At 61.0% G+C, this 19,379-nt stretch carries 20 protein-coding genes; 13 read left to right on the forward strand and 7 right to left on the reverse strand.

What is annotated here, in order from left to right; translation table 11 throughout:
* Positions 1 to 57 precede the first annotated feature (57 nt).
* The 4 genes from ACOZK9_RS10440 to ACOZK9_RS10455 form a co-directional block, all read right to left on the reverse strand.
* Positions 58 to 753 (reverse strand): fimbria/pilus chaperone family protein, encoded by a 696-nt coding sequence (locus ACOZK9_RS10440; protein WP_421555864.1) that lies wholly within the window; start codon positions 751 to 753, stop codon positions 58 to 60.
* 50 nt (positions 754 to 803) lie between these two features.
* Entirely contained in the window at positions 804 to 1,430 is a 627-nt protein-coding gene (locus ACOZK9_RS10445) for a DUF1120 domain-containing protein (RefSeq protein ID WP_421555790.1), read from the reverse strand.
* A 90-nt stretch (positions 1,431 to 1,520) separates the two neighbouring features.
* Positions 1,521 to 2,138: a DUF1120 domain-containing protein gene (locus ACOZK9_RS10450; RefSeq protein WP_421555791.1), complete on the reverse strand. Its 618-nt coding sequence runs from the start codon at positions 2,136 to 2,138 to the stop codon at positions 1,521 to 1,523.
* 37 nt (positions 2,139 to 2,175) lie between these two features.
* Positions 2,176 to 2,796, reverse strand: a complete 621-nt coding sequence (locus ACOZK9_RS10455; RefSeq protein ID WP_058411988.1) for a DUF1120 domain-containing protein — start codon at positions 2,794 to 2,796, stop codon at positions 2,176 to 2,178.
* Positions 2,797 to 3,324: 528 nt separating this feature from the next.
* Here ACOZK9_RS10455 and ACOZK9_RS10460 point away from each other — a divergent pair.
* The 9 genes from ACOZK9_RS10460 (at position 3,325) to dacB (ending at position 12,738) form a co-directional block, all read left to right on the forward strand.
* The gene (locus tag ACOZK9_RS10460) at positions 3,325 to 4,056 is read left to right on the forward strand and encodes a response regulator (protein ID WP_421555792.1); all 732 of its coding nucleotides are present in this window, start codon (positions 3,325 to 3,327) and stop codon (positions 4,054 to 4,056) included.
* 209 nt (positions 4,057 to 4,265) lie between these two features.
* A complete protein-coding gene (locus ACOZK9_RS10465; protein WP_058411986.1) occupies positions 4,266 to 4,901 on the forward strand; it encodes a response regulator in 636 nt (211 codons plus the stop codon).
* Between the two features lie 224 nt (positions 4,902 to 5,125).
* A complete protein-coding gene (locus tag ACOZK9_RS10470) occupies positions 5,126 to 5,764 on the forward strand; it encodes a DUF1120 domain-containing protein (RefSeq protein ID WP_421555793.1) in 639 nt (212 codons plus the stop codon).
* 100 nt (positions 5,765 to 5,864) lie between these two features.
* Positions 5,865 to 6,335: a nuclear transport factor 2 family protein gene (locus tag ACOZK9_RS10475; RefSeq protein WP_421555794.1), complete on the forward strand. Its 471-nt coding sequence runs from the start codon at positions 5,865 to 5,867 to the stop codon at positions 6,333 to 6,335.
* Between the two features lie 36 nt (positions 6,336 to 6,371).
* On the forward strand, positions 6,372 to 6,647 hold the full coding sequence (locus ACOZK9_RS10480; protein ID WP_058412020.1) for a GIY-YIG nuclease family protein: 276 nt from the start codon (positions 6,372 to 6,374) through the stop codon (positions 6,645 to 6,647).
* A gap of 74 nt (positions 6,648 to 6,721) precedes the next feature.
* Positions 6,722 to 7,657 (forward strand): glutathione S-transferase family protein, encoded by a 936-nt coding sequence (locus ACOZK9_RS10485; RefSeq protein ID WP_058411983.1) that lies wholly within the window; start codon positions 6,722 to 6,724, stop codon positions 7,655 to 7,657.
* A gap of 108 nt (positions 7,658 to 7,765) precedes the next feature.
* Positions 7,766 to 10,186, forward strand: a complete 2,421-nt coding sequence (locus ACOZK9_RS10490; RefSeq protein WP_421555795.1) for a TonB-dependent siderophore receptor — start codon at positions 7,766 to 7,768, stop codon at positions 10,184 to 10,186.
* On the forward strand, positions 10,186 to 11,226 hold the full coding sequence (locus ACOZK9_RS10495; protein ID WP_122250915.1) for a YncE family protein: 1,041 nt from the start codon (positions 10,186 to 10,188) through the stop codon (positions 11,224 to 11,226). The genes ACOZK9_RS10490 and ACOZK9_RS10495 overlap by 1 nt, the downstream gene beginning before the upstream one ends.
* A 54-nt stretch (positions 11,227 to 11,280) precedes the next feature.
* Positions 11,281 to 12,738, forward strand: coding sequence for a D-alanyl-D-alanine carboxypeptidase/D-alanyl-D-alanine endopeptidase (dacB, locus tag ACOZK9_RS10500; protein WP_421555796.1), 1,458 nt, complete (start codon positions 11,281 to 11,283; stop codon positions 12,736 to 12,738).
* Between the two features lies 1 nt (position 12,739).
* Here the strand turns inward: dacB and ACOZK9_RS10505 are convergent, their stop codons facing one another.
* Positions 12,740 to 13,519: an IclR family transcriptional regulator gene (locus ACOZK9_RS10505; RefSeq protein ID WP_058411979.1), complete on the reverse strand. Its 780-nt coding sequence runs from the start codon at positions 13,517 to 13,519 to the stop codon at positions 12,740 to 12,742.
* Positions 13,520 to 13,639: 120 nt separating this feature from the next.
* Between ACOZK9_RS10505 and hmgA the strand changes: the two genes are divergently transcribed.
* Genes hmgA through maiA form a run of 3 tightly spaced genes read left to right on the forward strand, consistent with a single transcriptional unit; the run spans position 13,640 to position 16,861 of the window.
* Positions 13,640 to 14,923, forward strand: a complete 1,284-nt coding sequence (gene hmgA, locus ACOZK9_RS10510; RefSeq protein WP_421555797.1) for a homogentisate 1,2-dioxygenase — start codon at positions 13,640 to 13,642, stop codon at positions 14,921 to 14,923.
* A gap of 3 nt (positions 14,924 to 14,926) precedes the next feature.
* On the forward strand, positions 14,927 to 16,213 hold the full coding sequence (gene fahA / locus ACOZK9_RS10515; protein ID WP_058411977.1) for a fumarylacetoacetase: 1,287 nt from the start codon (positions 14,927 to 14,929) through the stop codon (positions 16,211 to 16,213).
* A 12-nt stretch (positions 16,214 to 16,225) separates the two neighbouring features.
* On the forward strand, positions 16,226 to 16,861 hold the full coding sequence (gene maiA / locus ACOZK9_RS10520; protein ID WP_421555798.1) for a maleylacetoacetate isomerase: 636 nt from the start codon (positions 16,226 to 16,228) through the stop codon (positions 16,859 to 16,861).
* Between the two features lie 60 nt (positions 16,862 to 16,921).
* Here the strand turns inward: maiA and ACOZK9_RS10525 are convergent, their stop codons facing one another.
* Positions 16,922 to 17,725 (reverse strand): SirB1 family protein, encoded by an 804-nt coding sequence (locus tag ACOZK9_RS10525; protein ID WP_058411975.1) that lies wholly within the window; start codon positions 17,723 to 17,725, stop codon positions 16,922 to 16,924.
* A 187-nt stretch (positions 17,726 to 17,912) separates the two neighbouring features.
* Between ACOZK9_RS10525 and ACOZK9_RS10530 the strand changes: the two genes are divergently transcribed.
* Complete coding sequence (locus ACOZK9_RS10530; RefSeq protein WP_421555799.1) at positions 17,913 to 18,932, forward strand: Leu/Phe/Val dehydrogenase; 1,020 nt, start codon at positions 17,913 to 17,915, stop codon at positions 18,930 to 18,932.
* A 54-nt stretch (positions 18,933 to 18,986) separates the two neighbouring features.
* On the opposite strand, the gene ACOZK9_RS10535 is transcribed toward ACOZK9_RS10530, so the two are convergent.
* The gene (locus ACOZK9_RS10535) at positions 18,987 to 19,247 is read right to left on the reverse strand and encodes a YebG family protein (protein ID WP_003171979.1); all 261 of its coding nucleotides are present in this window, start codon (positions 19,245 to 19,247) and stop codon (positions 18,987 to 18,989) included.
* Positions 19,248 to 19,379 lie beyond the last annotated feature (132 nt).

Consider the following 19,379-nt stretch of genomic DNA (forward strand, 5'->3'; position numbering starts at 1 on the left):
CGTCACCTCGTTCCCCGGGCGCCTGGCTATCCTTGAGGCACCTGTTGCGTCATCGGGTTATGGGTTAAGGGGGGCGTCGTAGGCCGCCACGGCAAAACCGTACACGGTGGCCGGCTGGAACCTGACGCCCGTGGCGGCGCTGCCTGTAGCCTGCACACTCAAGGTTTCGCCGGGCAGTACATACGTGCGCGGCAACATGGCGGTTGCGTCGCCTGGCAGCAGCTTCAGTTCCTGCGCCAGGCGCACCACATAGGCGGTGTTGTTGCTGACCTGTAATTGGCCGTCCCGTAGCGTCCAGGTCAAGTCGGTCCAGGGTTTCGGGTTGCGCGCCAACCCTTCGGGGTGAATGATCAATGGCAGGTTCTGGCGCACCGTTACGCCGACCCGCGCGTGCCCGGCTTCGGTGGCGGGCTTGCCCTGCGGCATGCCTTCGAAAATGACCCGCTTGAGCCGCTGGGTGGTCAACGGTTGCGTGGTTTGCAGGATGAACCGCACCAGTTGTGATTTGGAGGCCTCTACCCGCGACAACGGCGGTGTGACCACCAGCAGCGGCTCGCGGTCTTCGGGAATGTCTTCGAGCGTGACGTGCAACAGCGCCAGTTTGTTGTCGGTGTTAGTCACCGAGACGGCGGCTTCACCGTCGGCTTCGTAGACGATCACCACCGAAGTGTCCGGGACCATGCCATCGGCCCTGATCGCAGGGGCGAGCAGTACCAGTGCGCCGAGAACGGCGCTGCTGATCAAGTGTTTCATCGTCATGACGGATATTTTCCGGTAGGGCGCCGGCCAAGCCGACGCCAGGGTCACAGGTAACGCAAATCCAGAACAATGGAGCCGTCCAGCGGCACCTCCTGGTTCAGGGTCAGCGCGCGTGAAAGGTTGATGGCCGTGTCGATGCGCAGTTGGGTAGTGAATTGCCTGATAAAGTCGGGCTGGCCCTCGCCCGGTAACGCAAAGCCCATGTATTGCCTGGGGTAGGCATTGGTTTGCGCGACCCATGTTTCGCCGCTGTCGCTGGACCCCAACGCTTGCATCGGCTGGTTGTCGCCTATCGGGTCGCGGTAGGACAACGACACCGACCCCAAGCGTTCGTCGGGTGCATGCACGTTTGTGCCCAGGCCGTAGAAAAAGTCGGGTGCGAGCGAGGAGTCCGCCCGATTGTCGATGCCCACCAGTGCAAACAGCATCGGCCGACTGCAGTGAATACCGAGCTCCAGTACGCGTGTCGGCAACACTGTGAATTCGTCCGGCTTCAGGCTGCCGGCGGCAATTTTGCCGTGGTCAACGGTGCCGCCATCGGACAACACCACGTAACAGGCGTCGGGCGTGATGCTGCCACTGACGGCCAAGTCGACCGCCGAGGCGGCCAACGCCAGTGGGTGGTCGCACACAAGCAATAACAGGGTTGAGACGCGTAAAAACCAGTTCATCGAGTTGGCCCACAGGCAGGGTTGGGTTGGGCCTGCTTTACAGTGCCCGCGCCTTTGAATCACGCCAATGCATGCGCGGCCATGGTTGGGTTACAGGTACATCACTTCAATTGTTGCCGAGCCGTCGATGAGTACTTCGTCATCCAGACCAAGGCCATCGGCGCGGCTAATAATGGTTTCTACCTCCAGATCGAGCATCAACTCCTGAGTCGGCAGCGGCTGGGTGTCGTCGTCCACGGCGCCGACTGACATGTACAGGCCTGGGCCCATGAGTTTTTCCTTGTACCAAGTCACGCCCAGGTCAGACGAGGCAATCGTCTGTACCGCCACGTTGTCGGCTATCGGGTTTCTCAAGGTCACCTTGTAGTGCCCCAGCTTCTGATCGCTATTGATCAGGCCCAAGCCGAAGTCAGCGTTCGAAATGGATGAACCTGCCTGGTTGTCGATTGCCTTGAGAGCAAAGGCAATGGCTGCATCGCAGTTGACGCTTAAACTCAGCGTGTCGTTGCCGATAATGGTTTGATAGGTCTGGTTCAAGTCGCTGGACGAAATTTTGCCGTGGTCAATGATGCCTCCGCTGGACAGGGCGATGTCGCAGGCGCTGGGTGTGATCAAGCCCTTGACGATCAACTCGGTAGTGGAGGCTGCGAAGGCGAGCGGGGCGCTGAACAGCAGGCTGCTGGCCAGCGGCAGAAGTAGCTTTTTCATGGAAGACATCCTTGGATTTTCAGCGTGTAAAACCGTATTAGAGGTACTTCACTTGCAAGGTGGCGCTGCCGATCAGCTCCACCTCGTCTTTCACCGTCAGCCCTGCAGCCGGAGCGATGTGGGTATCGAGCTCAAGCTGCGCGGTGAAGTCTCGGACGGCGATGGGCGCGAGCGCGCTGCCGGTGGTCACGGCAGTCAGTATCAAGTGGCTCAACTGCGCCGAAGGCTGCCACGTGGCACCGCCATCCAGCGAAGTGATGATGAGCGCGGGCACGCCATCGGCCACCGGGTTGGACAGGCGAAAGCCTGAACCACCGAGGTTTTCCCCCTCGGGCGTCATGCCCAGCCCGTGCCAGCTGTCGTGGTTGGGAGAGGTGCCGGCCTGGTTGTCGACGGTGGTCATCGTGAAAACCGTCGGCCCTTCGCACAACACCCTCACGTCCAGGGTTTGGCTGGCCAGCAGGGTGTATTGGTTCTGGTTGAGTTGCTTGGCCGACATTTTTCCGTAGTCCACTACGCCATCTGCTGAAATTGATGGTTTGCAGGCGCTGGGAGTAATCGTGCCGCTGACGCTGAGGTCGGTGTTGCCGGCTGCAAAAGTGAGTGAAGTGCTGGTGATTAACAGGGCGCTACTTAATAGCAGAAGGGAATTTTTCATTGCAGTAGCTTCCAGTGCACGCAGGCGAGGTGTGTCACGTGCCGCAGCACCGCCTGATCATCAAAATGTCGACGGACGCGTCACGGCCTTGTATCCAGTGACCGTGAAAGAGAGTCAGTGCCTTGCCCTCGCGGTGTACATTAATTTAGCGAGGAGCCGGTACCGATGACATGCAACTATTACGAGAGTGTTTTGGGTAATGGAAAGGTGCTCATGATCACCGCAGAAATACTTAACTGCGGGTGGTAGTTAGCGCTCGGTTTCGTAGTAGTTGTATCGCCAATGCACTATTCAAAACGATATATTATCTTTGCGATGACGGTTCTTTGAGTGTCATAAACATCCTGCGCAGTGCTCCCCACTTAACTGTCGCGTCAGTGCTCTTAACCCAGGCCGACCCAAGTTGCCCGGGCGTTGGGCGTTGAATCAACGACAGCATTGAGGAGGTGAGCGAGCGTGGGTTCCAGCGATGTCGCTTCGCAGCAAGACCCTTTCCGGTTCTGCCCCCCGGATCATTGGCGGCATAGCGTGATATTGGTGGCCGATGACCACTCGGTCTATCGACTGATGATTGGCGAGTTTCTAAACAAACTTGGGCTGGGCCGTGAATTGGTCGGTGATGGTCGTGAAGGGCTGTTGGCCTTTTCCCGAACGCGCTTCGACCTGGTGATCAGCGACTGCCATATGCCGCTGATGGATGGTTTTGTCATGGCCCGTGAAATCCGCCTTCTGGAGCAACAGCGCGGCCTGCGGCGGGTTCCGCTCATTGCACTGACCGCTAACCCGCGGCACGACGACGCCCAGCGCTGTCGTGATGCCGGGTTTGATGCCTGGTTGCTCAAACCGTTGACGTTTGCGCGGTTGTGCGAGGTGCTGCTGCATTGGCTGCCAGCCACACCCGGCGACCCTTCGTCACAGGCGCCGCAGCGATCAACGAGTTGGCCGAATCGGGCGGACATGGTGCAGACCTTCGGCAGTGAAAGCGTGGTGGAACAGATGCTCGACAGCTTGTTGCGCGAAGCGCTCACGGACACTGCGGCGCTGGCCCACGCGCGCCTGACGTTGAATGCCGAGCTCACGGCCGAGCGGCTGCATCGCCTGTTGGGCAGCCTGGCTTTTTTGGGCTGCGACGCGTTGGGCGCGCGAGGCGGTTGGTTGGTTGAGCAAGTGCGTGCGCATGGCGTGGCGAAAAATAGCGTACGGCTGGAGGCGTTTGAGAATGATCTTAAATTTTACCTCGCCTACTTGAATAAACTGTGACGCTTAATTACGCGAGTCGCGCTGTAGGATTTTGTACTTTAGTGCTGTAGTTTTTGGATGTAGGCGTATTCTTTTTATATTGTAAGTTAATGGTTGTATCCCCTATAACGCTGGGTTTGGCTGAAATGACGCCTGCGCCAAGCGGTTGTTGATAAGCCCCAGCAGAGGTAATTTGCGCAGGTTCAAATTGCCATCATTCGTGAGTATTTATGTTTCGAGTCATTATTGCCGATGATCATCCTATTGTCCGGATCGGGCAAAGAGTCGTGATTGAGGCGAGCGGCAAGTACAAGGTCGTCGGTGAAGCCAGTGGCCCTGATGAGCTGCTGGCGCTGCTAATCACCACACCCTGCGACGTTTTGGTCACCGATTTCGCCATGCCGGGCGGGCGCCAGGCCGACGGTTACGTGTTGTTGAGCCTGTTGCAGCGCCTGTACCCGGCGACGCCGGTAATTCTGGTGACGATGTTTGCCAACATTGTGACATTGCGTGAATCTTTCGCCCGTGGCGCGCAAGCTATCGTGGCCAAAAGTTCATCGGCCAAAGAGTTGCCATTGGCAATCAAGGCGGTGGTGAGCGGCAAGACCTTTGCCAGTGCCTGTTTGCGCGAGCAGTTGAGCGAAGCCGGCACGGGGGATCAATCGCAACTGCCGAGGTTGTCCGGCAAAGAGCGCGAAGTGGTGCGAATGCTGGCCACCGGCATGACCGTCACGCAGATAGCTGCACGGCTCAATCGCAGTATTTCAACGATCAGCAAACAGAAAGGCACGGCCATGCAACGCCTGTGTATTTCCACGGACGTGGACTTGTTTGCCTATGCCCGCGACGTTGGAATGGTGCCGTAGGAAGTTGCAGTTTATAACTGACCTTAATTAATCATTGTGCCGGTGGTCATTCGTATTAGTTGTATTCAGCTGGCGTGAATAGTTCGTTATCTTGTCACGGTCGCTCTAGTGTTAATGGGCGGCATCACACACCCGTCTATTAATTAAGTCGAACTTAGCGGTTGGCAGCGCGCCGTGGTGCGTCTGTTGAGTCTGTTAATAAGCGACCGACAGTGAGTCTTGATATGCAACCGTCTCGTGCACTTATTAGCGCCGCGTTTATGCTCGCCGGCGCTTCCACTGTAATGGCCGCGTCCAGCCAGGACCTGACCATCACAGGTTCGATTACGCCTTCTGCCTGTACAACCCTGATCACCAGCGGAGGCATCGTGGATTACGGAAAAATCTCGGCCCAGGACCTGCATCCTACCGCTGTCACCCCACTGCCCGAGGCCTCTGTGCAGGTGTCGGTCACGTGTTTGGCGCCGACATTGATGGCCTTGAAGAGTGCGGATAACCGCCCCGGCACTGCGGCTGACCAAATGGGGTCGGTGTCGATGTTTGGCTTGGGCCTGGCGGGCGGCAATGAAAAAATCGGTTGGTACACACTGACAATGGCCGATGTTATCGCCAACGACCTACCGACTACCCCGATTGAAACCGTGGATGGCGTTGTATGGTTAGATGCATTCAATTCGGTCTGGCAACCAGGCTGGATGCGCACCGCCACGGACCCGAGCATTCCAACCCCCGCGCCTCTTGCTCTGACCACCTTTAAAGCAGACGTGGTGGTGGCCGCAACCATCACTAACAAGAAAAACCTGCCGATTACCGAAGAAATCAAAATCGACGGCAGCGCCACCCTCGACCTCATCTACCTTTAACTGCGCCGGGCATCACTCAGGTTTGTCGCGAATAGCCGTGGCTTTCCCGCGTCACGCGCATTATCGTTCAGCACCCCTGACCATCGTGCGAAACCTGCCCATGAGTGATGCCCACAACGCCCTGATCACCGAGTTCTACACAGCCTTCCAGCGCCTGGACGCCGAAGCCATGGCGGCCTGTTACACCGATGATGTGCTGTTCAGTGACCCGGCGTTCGGCGAGTTGCGCGGGCGCGATGCCGGCGATATGTGGCGCATGCTGACCACCCGCGCCAAAGACTTTTCGCTGACCTTCGACCATGTGCGCAGCGATGAAAGCACCGGCAGCGCGCATTGGGTGGCGACTTACCTGTTCAGTGCCACCGGCAACACGGTAGTCAACGACATTGGCGCGCGGTTCGTGTTTCGCGATGGCAAGATCTGCGAGCACCACGACCACTTTGACCTGTGGCGCTGGTCGCGCCAGGCATTGGGCCTCAAAGGGCTGCTGCTGGGCTGGTCACCTGCGCTGAAAAACGCCGTGCGCGCCCAGGCGCTTAAAGGCTTGAAGGCATTCCAGGCCAGTCGTTGATAAGATTCGCGCTCCTCTGGTTTGCAGCAATCGCCCGTGACTGACACTTCTGAAGCCAAACCCTGGTTCGTCTACCTGGTGCGCGCCGCCAACGGTTCACTGTATTGCGGCATCAGCAATGACCCGGTGCGCCGTTTTGCTTCGCACCAAAGCGGCAAGGGCGCGCGGTTCTTTTTGTCGAGCCCGGCGGTGGCGCTGGTGTACACCGAGAAGTGTGCCAGCAAGGGTGACGCGCTGCGCCAGGAGCGGCTGATCAAACAACTGAAGAAAAGCGCCAAGGAATGCCTGGCCGCGAGTGGCTCATCAGCTTGATTGATCGCTGCCCATCACGCTATTGAATGCCTTTGCGCGCTAAGCTGCGGGTTCACTCGTTTAAGGACCCCAGCATGCCTGAGCTCATTCTTCACCACTACCCGACGTCTCCCTTCGCGGAAAAAGCGCGGCTGTTGCTGGGCTTCAAGGGCTTGTCCTGGCACTCGGTGCTGATCCCGCCGGTGATGCCCAAACCCGACCTGACTGCGCTGACCGGCGGCTACCGCAAAACCCCGGTTCTGCAAGTCGGCGCCGACATTTACTGCGACACAGCGTTGATCGCCCGTCGCCTGGAACACGAAAAGTCTTCGCCCGCGCTGTTCCCGCTCGGCCAGGAAATGATCAGCCAAACCTTCGCCACCTGGGCTGACAGCGTGGTGTTTGGGCTCGCAGTGAGCCTGGTGTTCCAGCCGGAATCGGTGGCGGTGCGCTTTGGCAAATTAACCCCCGAAGCGGTCAAGGCGTTTATGGCCGACCGCGCCGCGCTGTTCAGCGGTGGCACCGCGAGCAAACTGCCCGCTGAGTTGGCCAAACACCAATGGCCGGCGATCATGGCGCGCCTTGAGCAACAGTTGCAGCGCGAACCCGGCGACTTTTTGTTCGGCGAACCGTCGATTGCCGACTTTGCCCTGGCCCACCCGCTGTGGTTTCTCAAGGCCACGCCGGTCACCGCGCCGATGGTGGATGCTTACCCGGCGGTTTCGGCATGGCTGGCACGCGTGCTCGGCTTCGGCCACGGCACGCCCAGCGAGATGAGCGCCGGGCAAGCCCTGGAAATCGCCCGCAACGCCACGCCGGCGCCGTTGCCGGATGAAGTGTTCGAGGACTTGAATGGCTTCAAGGCTGGCCAGCAGGTGAGCATTGCCGCCATCGACTACGGCGTCGACCCAGTCGCCGGTGAACTGCTTTTTGCCGGCCGCGAGGAGCTGATCCTGCGGCGTAGCGATGAGCGCGGCGGCACCGTGCACGTGCATTTCCCGCGCTTTGGGTTTTGCCTCAAGGCGCAATAATCAAATTATTTTCAATCTGAGGTGAGGTAAACCCACCGCCCATCCGTGTAGTGCTTGAAACTGCGAGCTATTCGCATTAACAGCGTTTTTTACACGGGTTCTCAGAGCATGAAGTCAGCGGCGGGCGGTTGGGTAAAACAGTGGCTGGGAGCCTCGGTATTGACGGTATCGGGGCTGGCGTTGCTGCCCTTGAGCGTGGCGCAGGCGCAGGAACAGCAAAGCGCGCAGTTCAACTTCGCGCTGGCGGCCAAACCGCTGCCGCAGGCCTTGAGCGATTTCAGCCGGGTGACCGGCATCAGTGTGATCTACACCGATGAAGCGCCGTATGGCCTGAATGCCCCGGCCGTCAGCGGGCAGATGAGCGCCACCCAAGCCCTGCAACGCCTGCTCGGCAGCTCTGGTTTTACCTTCCGCCAGATCGACGCGCGTACCCTGGCGCTGGAGCCGCTGCCGACCGGCGGCGCGGTTAACCTTGGCGCCACGACCATCAGCGGCGCCAGCCAAACCCAAGACACCACCAGCTACCAGCCGCCGCCCACCAGTTCGGTGATGCGCTCGCGTGGCCTGTTGCTGGAAACCCCGCAAACCGTGAATGTGGTGGCCGCCCAAGTGCTGCGCGACCAACAGCCGCGCAACCTCGATGACGCGCTGGGCAACATCAGCGGAATCACCCAGGCCAACACCTTGGCCAGCACCCAGGACGCGGTGATGCTGCGCGGTTTTGGCGACAACCGTAACGGTTCGATCATGCAAGACGGCATGCCTGTGGTGCAGGGCCGCGCATTGAATGCCACCGCCGAGCGGGTCGAAGTGCTCAAAGGCCCGTCGTCGCTGCTCTACGGCATCCAGGACCCGGGCGGCGTGGTCAACATCGTCAGCAAGAAACCCGAACTGGTGCAGTCCACCTCCCTGACCGCGCGCGGTTCGACCTTCGGCGATGGCAAAAACGGCAGCGGCGGCAACCTGGATACCACCGGCCCGCTCGGTGACAGCGGCTTGGCCTATCGCTTGGTCGTCGACCATGAAGACGAAGACTACTGGCGCAATTTCGGCACCCACCGTGAAACATTGGTAGCGCCGTCGCTGGCCTGGTACGGCGACACCACTAAAGTGGTCTTCGCCTATGAACACCGCGAGTTTCTGTCGCCGTTCGACCGTGGCACCGCCATCGACCCCAAGACCAACCACCCGCTGAACATCCCCGCGACGCGTCGCCTGGATGAGCCGTTCAACAACATGGAAGGCCGCTCCGACCTGTATCGCCTGGAAGTCGACCACGACTTGAACGACGACTGGAAAGCCCACGTCGGCTACAGCTGGAACCGTGAAACCTACGACGCCAGCCAGGTGCGCGTCAGCGCCGTCAACGCCAACGGCACGTTGACGCGCAGAATGGACGGCACCCAAGGCGCGCTCAGCACCGACCGTTTCGCCACCGCCAGCCTGGAAGGCAAGGTCAACGTACTCGGCATGCAACATGACCTGGTGTTCGGGCTGGATGACGAATACCGCAAAATCTACCGTGCCGACCTGATCCGTCAGGCCTCGCGCGGCGGCTTTAATTACAACAACCCGGTGTATGGCAACGAAGTCGCGGGCACCACCGTCAGCGCCGCCGACAGCGCCCAGACCGACCTGCTGCGCAGCGACTCGCTGTTCTTGCAGGACGCGATTCACCTGACCGATCAATGGATTCTGGTCGGCGGCGCGCGCTATCAAATGTATGACCAATACGCCGGTAAAGGCGTGCCGTTCACGGCCAACACCAACGGCAATGGCCAGGCGTGGGTGCCGCGTGCGGGGCTGGTGTACCGCTTCACCGATGAGTTGTCGTTCTACGGCAGCTACACCGAGTCGTTCAAGCCTAACTCGACCATCGCCGCATTGGCCGATGGCAGCGTATTGACCGGCGACTTGACGCCTGAAGAGTCCAAGTCATGGGAGCTGGGGGCCAAACTCGACATGCCGGGGCGCATCACTGCCAGCGCGGCGTTGTTTGATATTCACAAACGCAACGTGCTGGTGTCGGTCGGTTCCGGCGCGAATACCATTTACAGCATCGCCGGCGAAGTGCGCTCGCGCGGCCTGGAGCTGGACGTCAGCGGCCAGTTGAGCGACCAGTGGAGCCTGATCGGCAGCTACGCGTTCACCGACGCCCAAGACACCAAAGACCAGGACCCGACGCTGCAAGGCAACCGCCTGCAAAACGTCGCCAAGCACACCGGCTCGCTGTCGGCGGTGTACGATTTCGGCAACCTTTTTGGCGGCGATCAACTGCGCGTCGGCGCAGGCGCGCGGTATGTCGGCGAGCGCGCCGGCGATGCGGCCAACGACTTCAACCTGCCGGGCTACACCGTCGCAGACGCGTTTGCCAGCTACGACACCAAAATCGAAGGGCAGAAGGTCAAGTTCCAGCTCAACGTGAAGAACCTGTTCGACCGCACCTACTACACCTCGGCGGCCAGCCGCTTGTTCGTGTCCATGGGTGACGCACGGCAGGTGTCGGTTTCCAGCACGTTGACCTTCTGATGAAACCTTACGCCTGGCTTTTTAGCGTGCTGCTCAGCACCTCAGCGCTGGCAGACACTGGCGCCTACCACCGCGAACACCGGGTGACACTGCCCGGTTCCGGCCACAGTTGGGGTTTTGTCGGGCTCGACCCGACACGCCCGTACCTGTTTTTGGCGCGGCGCGAAAACGGGTTGACGGTGTTTGATGTGCAGCGCCAACGCGCGGTCAAGACCGTGGCGCAGTCTGACGGTGCAAATGGCGTGGTGTTCGTGCCTGAGTTGGACCGCGTGTTTGTGCTCAATACCGACGGCAGCTTGAGCGTGGTGCAGTTATCCACACTCAAACCGCTGAAGCGTATTGCGGTGGCGCAAAGCAACCTCAACAGTGCGGTGTATGAGCCTTCTACCGGCAAAGTCATCATCGTCAGCGGGCGCCGGGCAGACCGCTCGACGCTGTTTGAGTTTGACCCTAAACAAGCGCGCATTACCGGCGCGCATGAACTGGCGGTGAAGAAAATCGACCCGCTGTTGCTCAAGGGCGATGGCAGTTTTTTCCTGCCCATGCGCGATGAAGGCAAGGTAGCGCGTTACGCGGCCAGCACCTTCGCGGTGCTCGATACCTGGCAGTTTGCCAATTGCGCCAAACCCAGCGCGTTGGCTCAGGACGTTGAGCGTCAACGGTTGTTTGTGGCCTGCCGGGGCGATGCGCCGGTGTTGATCGTGGCTGATCGGCAGACAGGCGAGGTCAAGGCGACGGTGCCGATTGGGCGTGATGTAAACGCGCTGGCCTATGACGCGCAGCGGCGTCGCTTGCTGGTTCCCAGCGGTGTCGATGCAAACGTCATGGTCATCGAGCAACAGGGCGCCGATCACTACGCGGTCGCCGCCACCCTCAGCACCTTGCCGATGGCCTACAACATGGCCTTTGACGCGCAACGCCAGCGGGTTTACCTGCCTGCCATGGACTTTGTGCAGCCCGCGCCGAGCGCGTCCGAGCCTAAACCTGATGCGCAGTTTCAGGCAGGAACATTCTCTATCACCACCCTGGCACTTGATTGAACGCAGTGAATTACCCAAGCTGCGCACTTTCGTAGATTCAGGAATGCCAGGCTTATGCGGTTGCGACGATGGATACACGCCAGCGCGATGGCGCTGGGCTTTGGCCTGTTGCTGGCGGGTTGCGCCACGCCTTCAAGCACGGGAACCGGGCACAGCCTGGACGCATTGCTGGCCGACCCGGCGCTGTATGGCGCGACTGTTTCGCTGACAGTGCGTGACGCGCGCAGTGGCAACACGCTGTATCAACACAACCCGAACACGCGGCTGGTGCCGGCTTCGAACCTCAAGCTGCTGACCACGGCGGCGGCGATGGACGTGCTGGGGCCGCAGTACCGTTTTGCCACGCAACTGCTCAGCAACGGTATACGCCAGGGTGATCGCCTGACCGGCAATTTGTACCTGCGCGGCCTCGGTGACCCAACCCTGCAGTTCGCTGATTACCAGGCACTGGCGGCGCAACTGGCCAGCCAGGGTGTGCGCCAGGTGCAGGGTGACCTGGTGCTCGATGACACCTGGTTTGACGACGAGCGGCTGGGTGTCGATTGGTCGCATGATGACGAAACCACCTACTACGGCGCGCAGATTTCAGCGCTGACCGTGTCACCCAATACAGATTTCGACGCGGGCAGCGTCTGGGTCACGGCCAAGGCGCCAGTGGCCGTCGGCCGGCCGGTCAATGTCGACATCTACCCGCCCACGGATTACCTGCAACTGAGTAATCGCGCGGTCAGCGGGCCAGGCAACACCTATGCGATCAACCGTCGCCATGGCACCAACCTGTTGCAGCTCAGCGGCGCCATCGCGCCGGGCAAGCAGAGCGCGCAACTGGTCAGCGTGTGGGAGCCGACGCAGTTGGTCGCCAACCTGTTCGAGCAAGCGCTGGCGCAGCAGGGCATTAAGGTGTTTGGGCGCCGTGTGATCGGCGGCGCAACCCCGACCACGGCGACGCAGCTGGCCGAGCACCAGTCGGCGCCATTGCAGGACTTGATCACGCCGCTGCTCAAACTCTCGAACAACAACATGTCCGAAGCCTTGCTCAAGGCGATGGGCCGCCAGAGCGCCAACAGCGGTACGGCGGCGGCGGGCGTGGTGGCGGTGGCGGGGTTTCTCAAGCGTCAGGGGCTGGACAGCGCAACGCTGAACCAGGTTGACGGTTCGGGCCTGTCGCGGCGTAACCTGGTGTCGTCGCACACCCTCACCGACCTGCTACTGGCGGCGAGTAAACAGCCGTGGTTCAACGCCTGGTACAACGCATTGCCGATTGCCGGCAACAGCGACCGTATGATCGGCGGCAGCCTGCGTTATCGCTTGCGCGGCACGCCGGCCGAAAACAACCTGCATGCCAAGACCGGCTCCATGGGCGGCGTGTCGAGCTTGAGCGGTTACCTCACCGACGCTTGCGGGCGCAAACGGGTGTTCGCCATGCTGACCAATAACTACGTGGTGGCCGGCGCGCAGGTCAAGGCCTTGGAAAATCGTGTGGTGCTGGCCCTGTCAGGTTGTGACAATTGATTCAAGGCTGATAGCCCATCCGCCAACTCACGGCTCGCGTCGCCGCCAGCAAGCGCTGCGCCGCGGGGCCGTCTTCGTCGGCATGGAACAGTGAGGTGGGGCCAACCACCGTCATCACCGCCGCCACGTGCCCGACCGCATTAAACACCGGCGCCGACAACGCATCGACACCCGGCATCAGCAACCCATGCACAAAATGCAGGCCACGGCGGCGGATCTGCTCGCACGCGCTGGCGTAGGCTTGCTCGTCGGCCAAGGCATGCGCGCTACCGGCTTGTACCTCGCGTTCACGCAGCTCCACGGTTTCCCGCGAGGGCAGGAAAGCGCTGAACACCAGCCCGGTGGACGAACTGAGCAGCGGCAAAACCGAACCCAATTGCGTCACCACGGTGATCGCGCGTACTGCTGGCTCAATGTGCACCACCGTCGCGCCCTGGTTACCCCACACGGCCAGAAAGCAGGTTTCATTCAACTCATCGCGCAACTCCGCCAGCGGCAGCGCGCCGACTTTCAACACGTCCATGCTGCTCAGCGCAGCCAGGCCCACGCGCAACGCTTCGCGGCCCAGGCCGTAATGGTTGGTGGCGGTGTTCTGTTCGGCAAACCCCGAGGCAATCAGCGCCTGCAAATAGCGGTGCACTTTGCTCGCCGGCATTTGCACATGCTCCGCCAGGCGCGACAGCGAGGTGGCCGGCGACAGTTCGGCAAGCGCCTTGAGAATATCGGTGCCCACTTCGGCCGAGCGGACTTTCTGTTTACCGGTGTCGCGGGGCTTTTCCATGGGGGCGCGGGAATCCGAAAGATGAATGGGCGTCTTTATAGCTTGACGCTCAAGAGTGATCAAATTACGTTATGCGTAAACCGATTACGATAAAAATAACAGACCCTCAGAGGACGCTGCATGAACCTCGAATACCTGTCGGGCTTCGGCAATCAATTCGCCAGCGAAGCCCTGTCCGGCGCGCTGCCCGTTGGCCAGAACTCCCCGCAAAAAGCCCCCTACGGCTTGTACACCGAACTGTTCTCCGGCACCGCGTTCACCATGCTCCGCAGCGAAGCCCGGCGCACTTGGCTGTACCGCATTCAGCCGTCGGCCAACCACCCGGCGTTCGTCAAACTTGAACGGCAACTGGCCGGTGGGCCGCTGGGCGCGGTGACGCCGAATCGGCTGCGCTGGAACCCGTTGGAGATGCCCGGCGAGCCCACGGATTTTATCGACGGGCTGGCAGGCATGGTCGCCAACGCGGCGTCGGAACAGCCGTCAGGCATCAGCATTTACAACTACCAGGCCAATCGCTCGATGCAGCGGGTGTTCTTCAACGCCGATGGCGAATTGTTGATCGTCCCCCAACAAGGTCGCCTGCGTATTGCCACTGAGTTGGGCGCGCTGGACGTCGAACCGCTGGAAATCGCCGTGCTGCCGCGTGGCCTGAAATTTCGCGTCGAGCTGCTCGATGCTCAAGCGCGCGGCTATGTCGCGGAAAACCACGGCGCGCCGCTGCGTCTGCCCGACCTTGGCCCGATTGGCAGCAATGGCCTGGCCAACCCGCGTGACTTCCTCACCCCGGTCGCGCGGTACGAAGACCTCAAGCAACCGACCACACTGGTGCAAAAATTTCTCGGTGAACTGTGGGCCTGCGAGCTGGACCATTCGCCGCTGAACGTGGTGGCCTGGCACGGCAATAACGTGCCATACAAATACGACCTGCGCCGCTTCAACACCCTCGGCACGGTGAGTTTTGACCACCCGGACCCGTCGATTTTCACCGTGCTGACCTCGCCCACCAGCGTGCACGGCCTGGCCAACCTCGACTTTGTGATCTTCCCGCCGCGCTGGATGGTCGCCGAGAACACCTTCCGTCCGCCGTGGTTCCACCGCAACCTGATGAACGAATACATGGGCTTGATCCAGGGCGCGTACGACGCCAAGGCCGAGGGCTTCCTGCCCGGCGGCGCGTCACTGCACAGCTGCATGAGCGCCCATGGCCCGGACGGCGAAACCTGCACCAAGGCGATCAACGCAGAACTGGCGCCGCACAAGATCGATAACACCATGGCCTTCATGTTCGAAACTAGCCAAGTGCTGCGCCCCACCCAGTTCGCCCTCGAATGCGCGCAACTGCAAACCAGCTATGACGCGTGCTGGGCCTCGCTGCCTGCCACCTTCAACCCGAACCGGAGATAACCCATGACTCAGCCAACACTTGCCCGCAGCTGGGTGAACTCCGCCAACGGCCACCGCGATTTCCCCCTGCAAAACTTGCCGCTGGGCGTGTTCAGCATCAACGGCTCGGCACCGCGCAGTGGCGTGGCGATTGGTGATTCGATTCTCGACCTGCATGCGGCGCTGGACGAATTTGACGGCGACGCCCGGCGCGCGGTTGAAGCGGCCGCCGGTGGCCAGTTGAATGCATTCTTCGAACTCGGCCGTGGCCCGCGCGTAGCCTTGCGCGAGCGCCTGTTGGAACTGCTCGCCGAAGGCAGCCCGTTGCAAGCGCGTGAGGCGCAGGTGCTGCACCGCGCCGCCGACTGCGAGTTGCATTTGCCGGCGAACATCAGCGACTACACCGACTTCTATGTCGGCATCGAACATGCGCAAAACGTCGGCAAACTGTTCCGCCCTGATAGCCCCTTGCTGCCTAACTACAAATACGTGCCGATTGGTTACCACGGGCGCGCCTCGACTGTTCGCCCCTCCGGTACGCAGGTGCGGCGCCCCAAAGGCCAGACGCTGCCCGCTGGCCACACCGAGCCGACGTTCGGCCCGTGCGCACGCCTGGATTTCGAACTGGAACTGGGCATCTGGATCGGCCAGGGCAATGCCCTTGGCGACGCGATTGCGATTGGCGATGCCGCCGAGCATATCGCCGGTTTCTGCCTGCTCAACGACTGGTCTGCGCGCGATATTCAGGCGTGGGAATACCAGCCGCTGGGGCCGTTTTTGTCGAAAAGCTTCATCACCAGCATTTCGCCGTGGGTCGTCACGGCAGAGGCGCTGGAGCCATTTCGCACGGCCCAACCGGCGCGCCCTGAAGGCGACCCGCAGCCGCTGTCTTACCTGCTGGACCCGCGTGATCAGGCGGCTGGCGGCTTTGATATCGAATTGGAGGCGTTGCTGACCACCGCCGCCATGCGCGAACAAAACCTGCCGGCCCATCGCCTGACGCTGAGTAACACCCAGTACATGTACTGGACCGTGGCGCAAATGGTTGCGCATCACAGCGTCAACGGTTGCCAGTTGCAGGCCGGTGACCTGTTTGGTTCGGGCACCTTGTCGGGGCCGCAGCCAGCGCAATTCGGCAGCCTGTTGGAGATCACCGAAGGCGGCAAAAAGCCGATTGAATTGGCCACGGGCGAGGTGCGCAAGTTCCTTGAGGACGGCGATGAAATCATCCTGCGTGCGCGTTGCAGCCGCGAAGGTTTTGCCTCCATCGGCTTCGGCGAATGCCGTGGCACTGTGGTCGCGGCGCGCTAAGAGGGCAGGGTGATGGAACTCTATACCTATTACCGCTCGACCTCGTCGTACCGCGTGCGTATCGCCTTGGCGCTCAAGGGTCTGGACTTCACGGCGCTGCCGGTGAATTTGCTGGTGCCGGCAGGCGGCGCCAATCGCCAGCCCGAGTATTTGGCGATCAACCCGCAGGGCCGCGTGCCGGCCTTGCGCACCGACGACGGCGAACTGTTAATTCAATCGCCGGCGATCATCGAGTACCTGGATGAACGTTATCCACAGGCGCCGCTGCTCTCGAAAAACCTGGTAACCCGTGCGCATGAGCGCGCGGTGGCGTCGATCATCGGCTGCGATATTCACCCGCTGCACAACTCCAGCCCGCAGAACCTGCTGCGGCAGTGGGGGCATGATGAGTCGCAAGTGCTCGAATGGATCGGGCATTGGGTCAGCCAGGGCTTGGCGACGGTAGAACAGTTGATTGGCGACACGGGGTTTTGTTTCGGCGAGCAGCCGGGGATCGCGGACGCGTTTCTGATTCCGCAGTTGTATGCAGCGGAGCGCTTCAAGGTGCCGCTGGCGGCGTACCCGCGAATCGGCCGGGTGGCCGCGTTGGCGGCGCAGCATCCGGCGTTTGTGCAGGCGCATCCGGCCAATCAGCCGGATACACCTTGAGTCATTAAGGGCGCTGGTTTTTTTGGAGAGTGGGCTGCTGTGGTGAGCAAGCCAAGTATTTCAGTGCACGACCGCGCTGGGCGGCAGGCTGCCCAGCCGTTCGGTCAAGCGCAGGCGTTGGATCGGGTCTTCGCTGAGCAATAAGGCATGTTCCAGGTCAAAACGCTCGGCGCTCGGGCAATCCAGGCGCTGGTACAGGCTGGCCCGCGCCAAGTAGTCGGCGGCGCTGGCATTGCCCAGCTCCAGCACGCGTTCGGCATCGACCAAGGCGGCCAGCGGCGCGTCGTTGGAGAGGTGCAGTTGGCGCAGGTTGCGAGACAAGCGTTGCAGGATCGAGCGCGGTTCGGCGGTGATCAGGTGGTCGGCGTGCAACTTAAGGTTCGGCCCGTACTGACGGTGCAGCAATTCGCGACAGTCATTCGGGTACAGGCGCCGCCCGCCGCACGGGTCGAGCAAATGATCGGCACCGGGCACGCGCAGCAAAAAATGCCCCGGGAAGTTCACGCCGACCATGGGGATGTTCAAGCGCCGCGCCATCTCCAGCGCGATCAGGCCCATGGCCAGAGGTTGCCCGCGTTTGCGCTGCAGCACTTGGTCGAGCAAAGCAGCGGCGGGGCGCAGCGGGCTGAAGTCGTCCTGGGCATACCCGAGGTCGTTCATCCGTCGCAGCAGTGGCTGACCGAGTTCATCTGCCGGCAACAGCGGCATGCCGGTGCTGAGCTGTTGTTGCAGCACGCTGAGTTCTTGCAGGATCACCGGCGGCCGTACGTCCGAGTCATGCTCGGCAGCAATCCACAGCGCCGCTTCAAACAGCGCAGGGGGTGATCGGTCCAGGCAGGCGAAAAAAGCTTTGCGGGGATTCATTGCATTCTCCGGCGTATGCCCCCGTTTTAGCCTTGCTGCGAATTTTCGTCCAGTGACTTAATAAATTTCCTGCCTGCTTATGTCACAGGTCCCACAAAATCGGCTCGGCTTATTCCAGCGCACTTCAGCAGTTTTCTGCCGCAAGCCTATACTTGGCCTCTAACAGACGTGATCCGGGAGCTTGACGATGTTTGCTCTCATGCACAGCAACCGCCTTGAATCGCTGCACCTGAGCATCGACCCGGTGACCGGGCTGAAAGCCGTGATAGCCATTCATAACAGCCGCTTGGGCCCAGCCTTGGGCGGTTGTCGCTATCTTGCCTACGCCGACGATGAAAGTGCCGTGGCCGATGCCGCGCGCCTCGCTCGTGGCATGAGCTACAAAGCCGCGCTGGCCGGCCTGGCAGTGGGCGGCGGCACGGCGGTGATTATCCGCCCGGTGCACGTCGAAAGCCGCGCGGCCTTGTTTGAGGCGTTCGGCCGCTGCATCGAAAGGCTCGACGGCCGCTTCATCACTGCCATCGACAGCGGCACCTCGGTGGCCGACATGGACTGCATCGCTCAACACACCCGCTTCGTCACCAGCACCACCGCTGCCGGCGACCCCGCGCCGCATGCCGCCATGGGTGTGTTCACCGGCATTCGCACCACCGCCATGGCGCGTTTGGGCAGCGACAACCTCGAAGGCTTGCGCGTGGCGGTTCAAGGCCTCGGCAACGTAGGTTATGCACTGGCCGAACAACTGCACGCCGCCGGCGCTGAACTGTTGGTCAGCGACATCGACCCCGGCAAAGTGCAACTGGCCATGGAACAACTTGGCGCCCACCCCATCGCCAACGACGCCTTGCTCAGTACGCCCTGCGACATCCTCGCGCCCTGCGGCCTCGGCGCCGTATTCAACCGGCACAGCGTCGGCCAACTGCGCTGCGCAGCCGTGGCCGGTTCCGCCAGCGCGCAACTGAGCAACCTCGACATCGCCGACCAGTTGGAGGCGCGCGGCATCCTCTACGCCCCGGACTACGTGATCAACTCCGGCGGCCTGATCTACGTCGCGCTCAAACACGGCGGCGCCGAGCTGGCCGACATCACCGCGCACCTGTCGAACATCGGCACCCGCCTCACTGAAATCTTTGCCCACGCCCAAGCCGAAAAACGCTCACCCGCACGCGTCGCAGACGAATTGGCCGAGCGCCTGCTGTACAAATAAGCCAGGCATTAAAAAGGCCCTGAATCGTTGATTCAGGGCCTGTTCAATTCGGGCTTACTCCGCCGCTGCGTTGAGCAACTCGGACAAGGCATCCGGTTGGCTCTTGAACGCCTTGGCAAACACATCGCGATTCTTCGCCATGTAAATACCGGCTTCTTCCACCTGCTGCTCGCTCAGCGACGGCACGGCTTTTTGCAACACTTCTGCCAGCAACTCAGCGAGTTCAAGCATCTTGTCATGACGATCAGCTTCGGCTTTATCCATGAACAAACGCTCCAGATCTCGGCTGCTGCGGTATACCACTTCGACGGCCATTCACCACCTCACATGCCTTCACGATAGTTGTCTTTTGCGACTACTGTATTTATATACAGCAAAAAGAGTAAGCCAAACCGCCGGGTTTGGGTAGTAGTTTTTTAATGTAGTCGGGAAATAGGGGTTTGCTAC

Origin of the sequence: Pseudomonas kitaguniensis, assembly GCF_049199985.1 — a bacterium.
GTDB classification, from domain to species: Bacteria; Pseudomonadota; Gammaproteobacteria; order Pseudomonadales; family Pseudomonadaceae; genus Aquipseudomonas; species Aquipseudomonas kitaguniensis.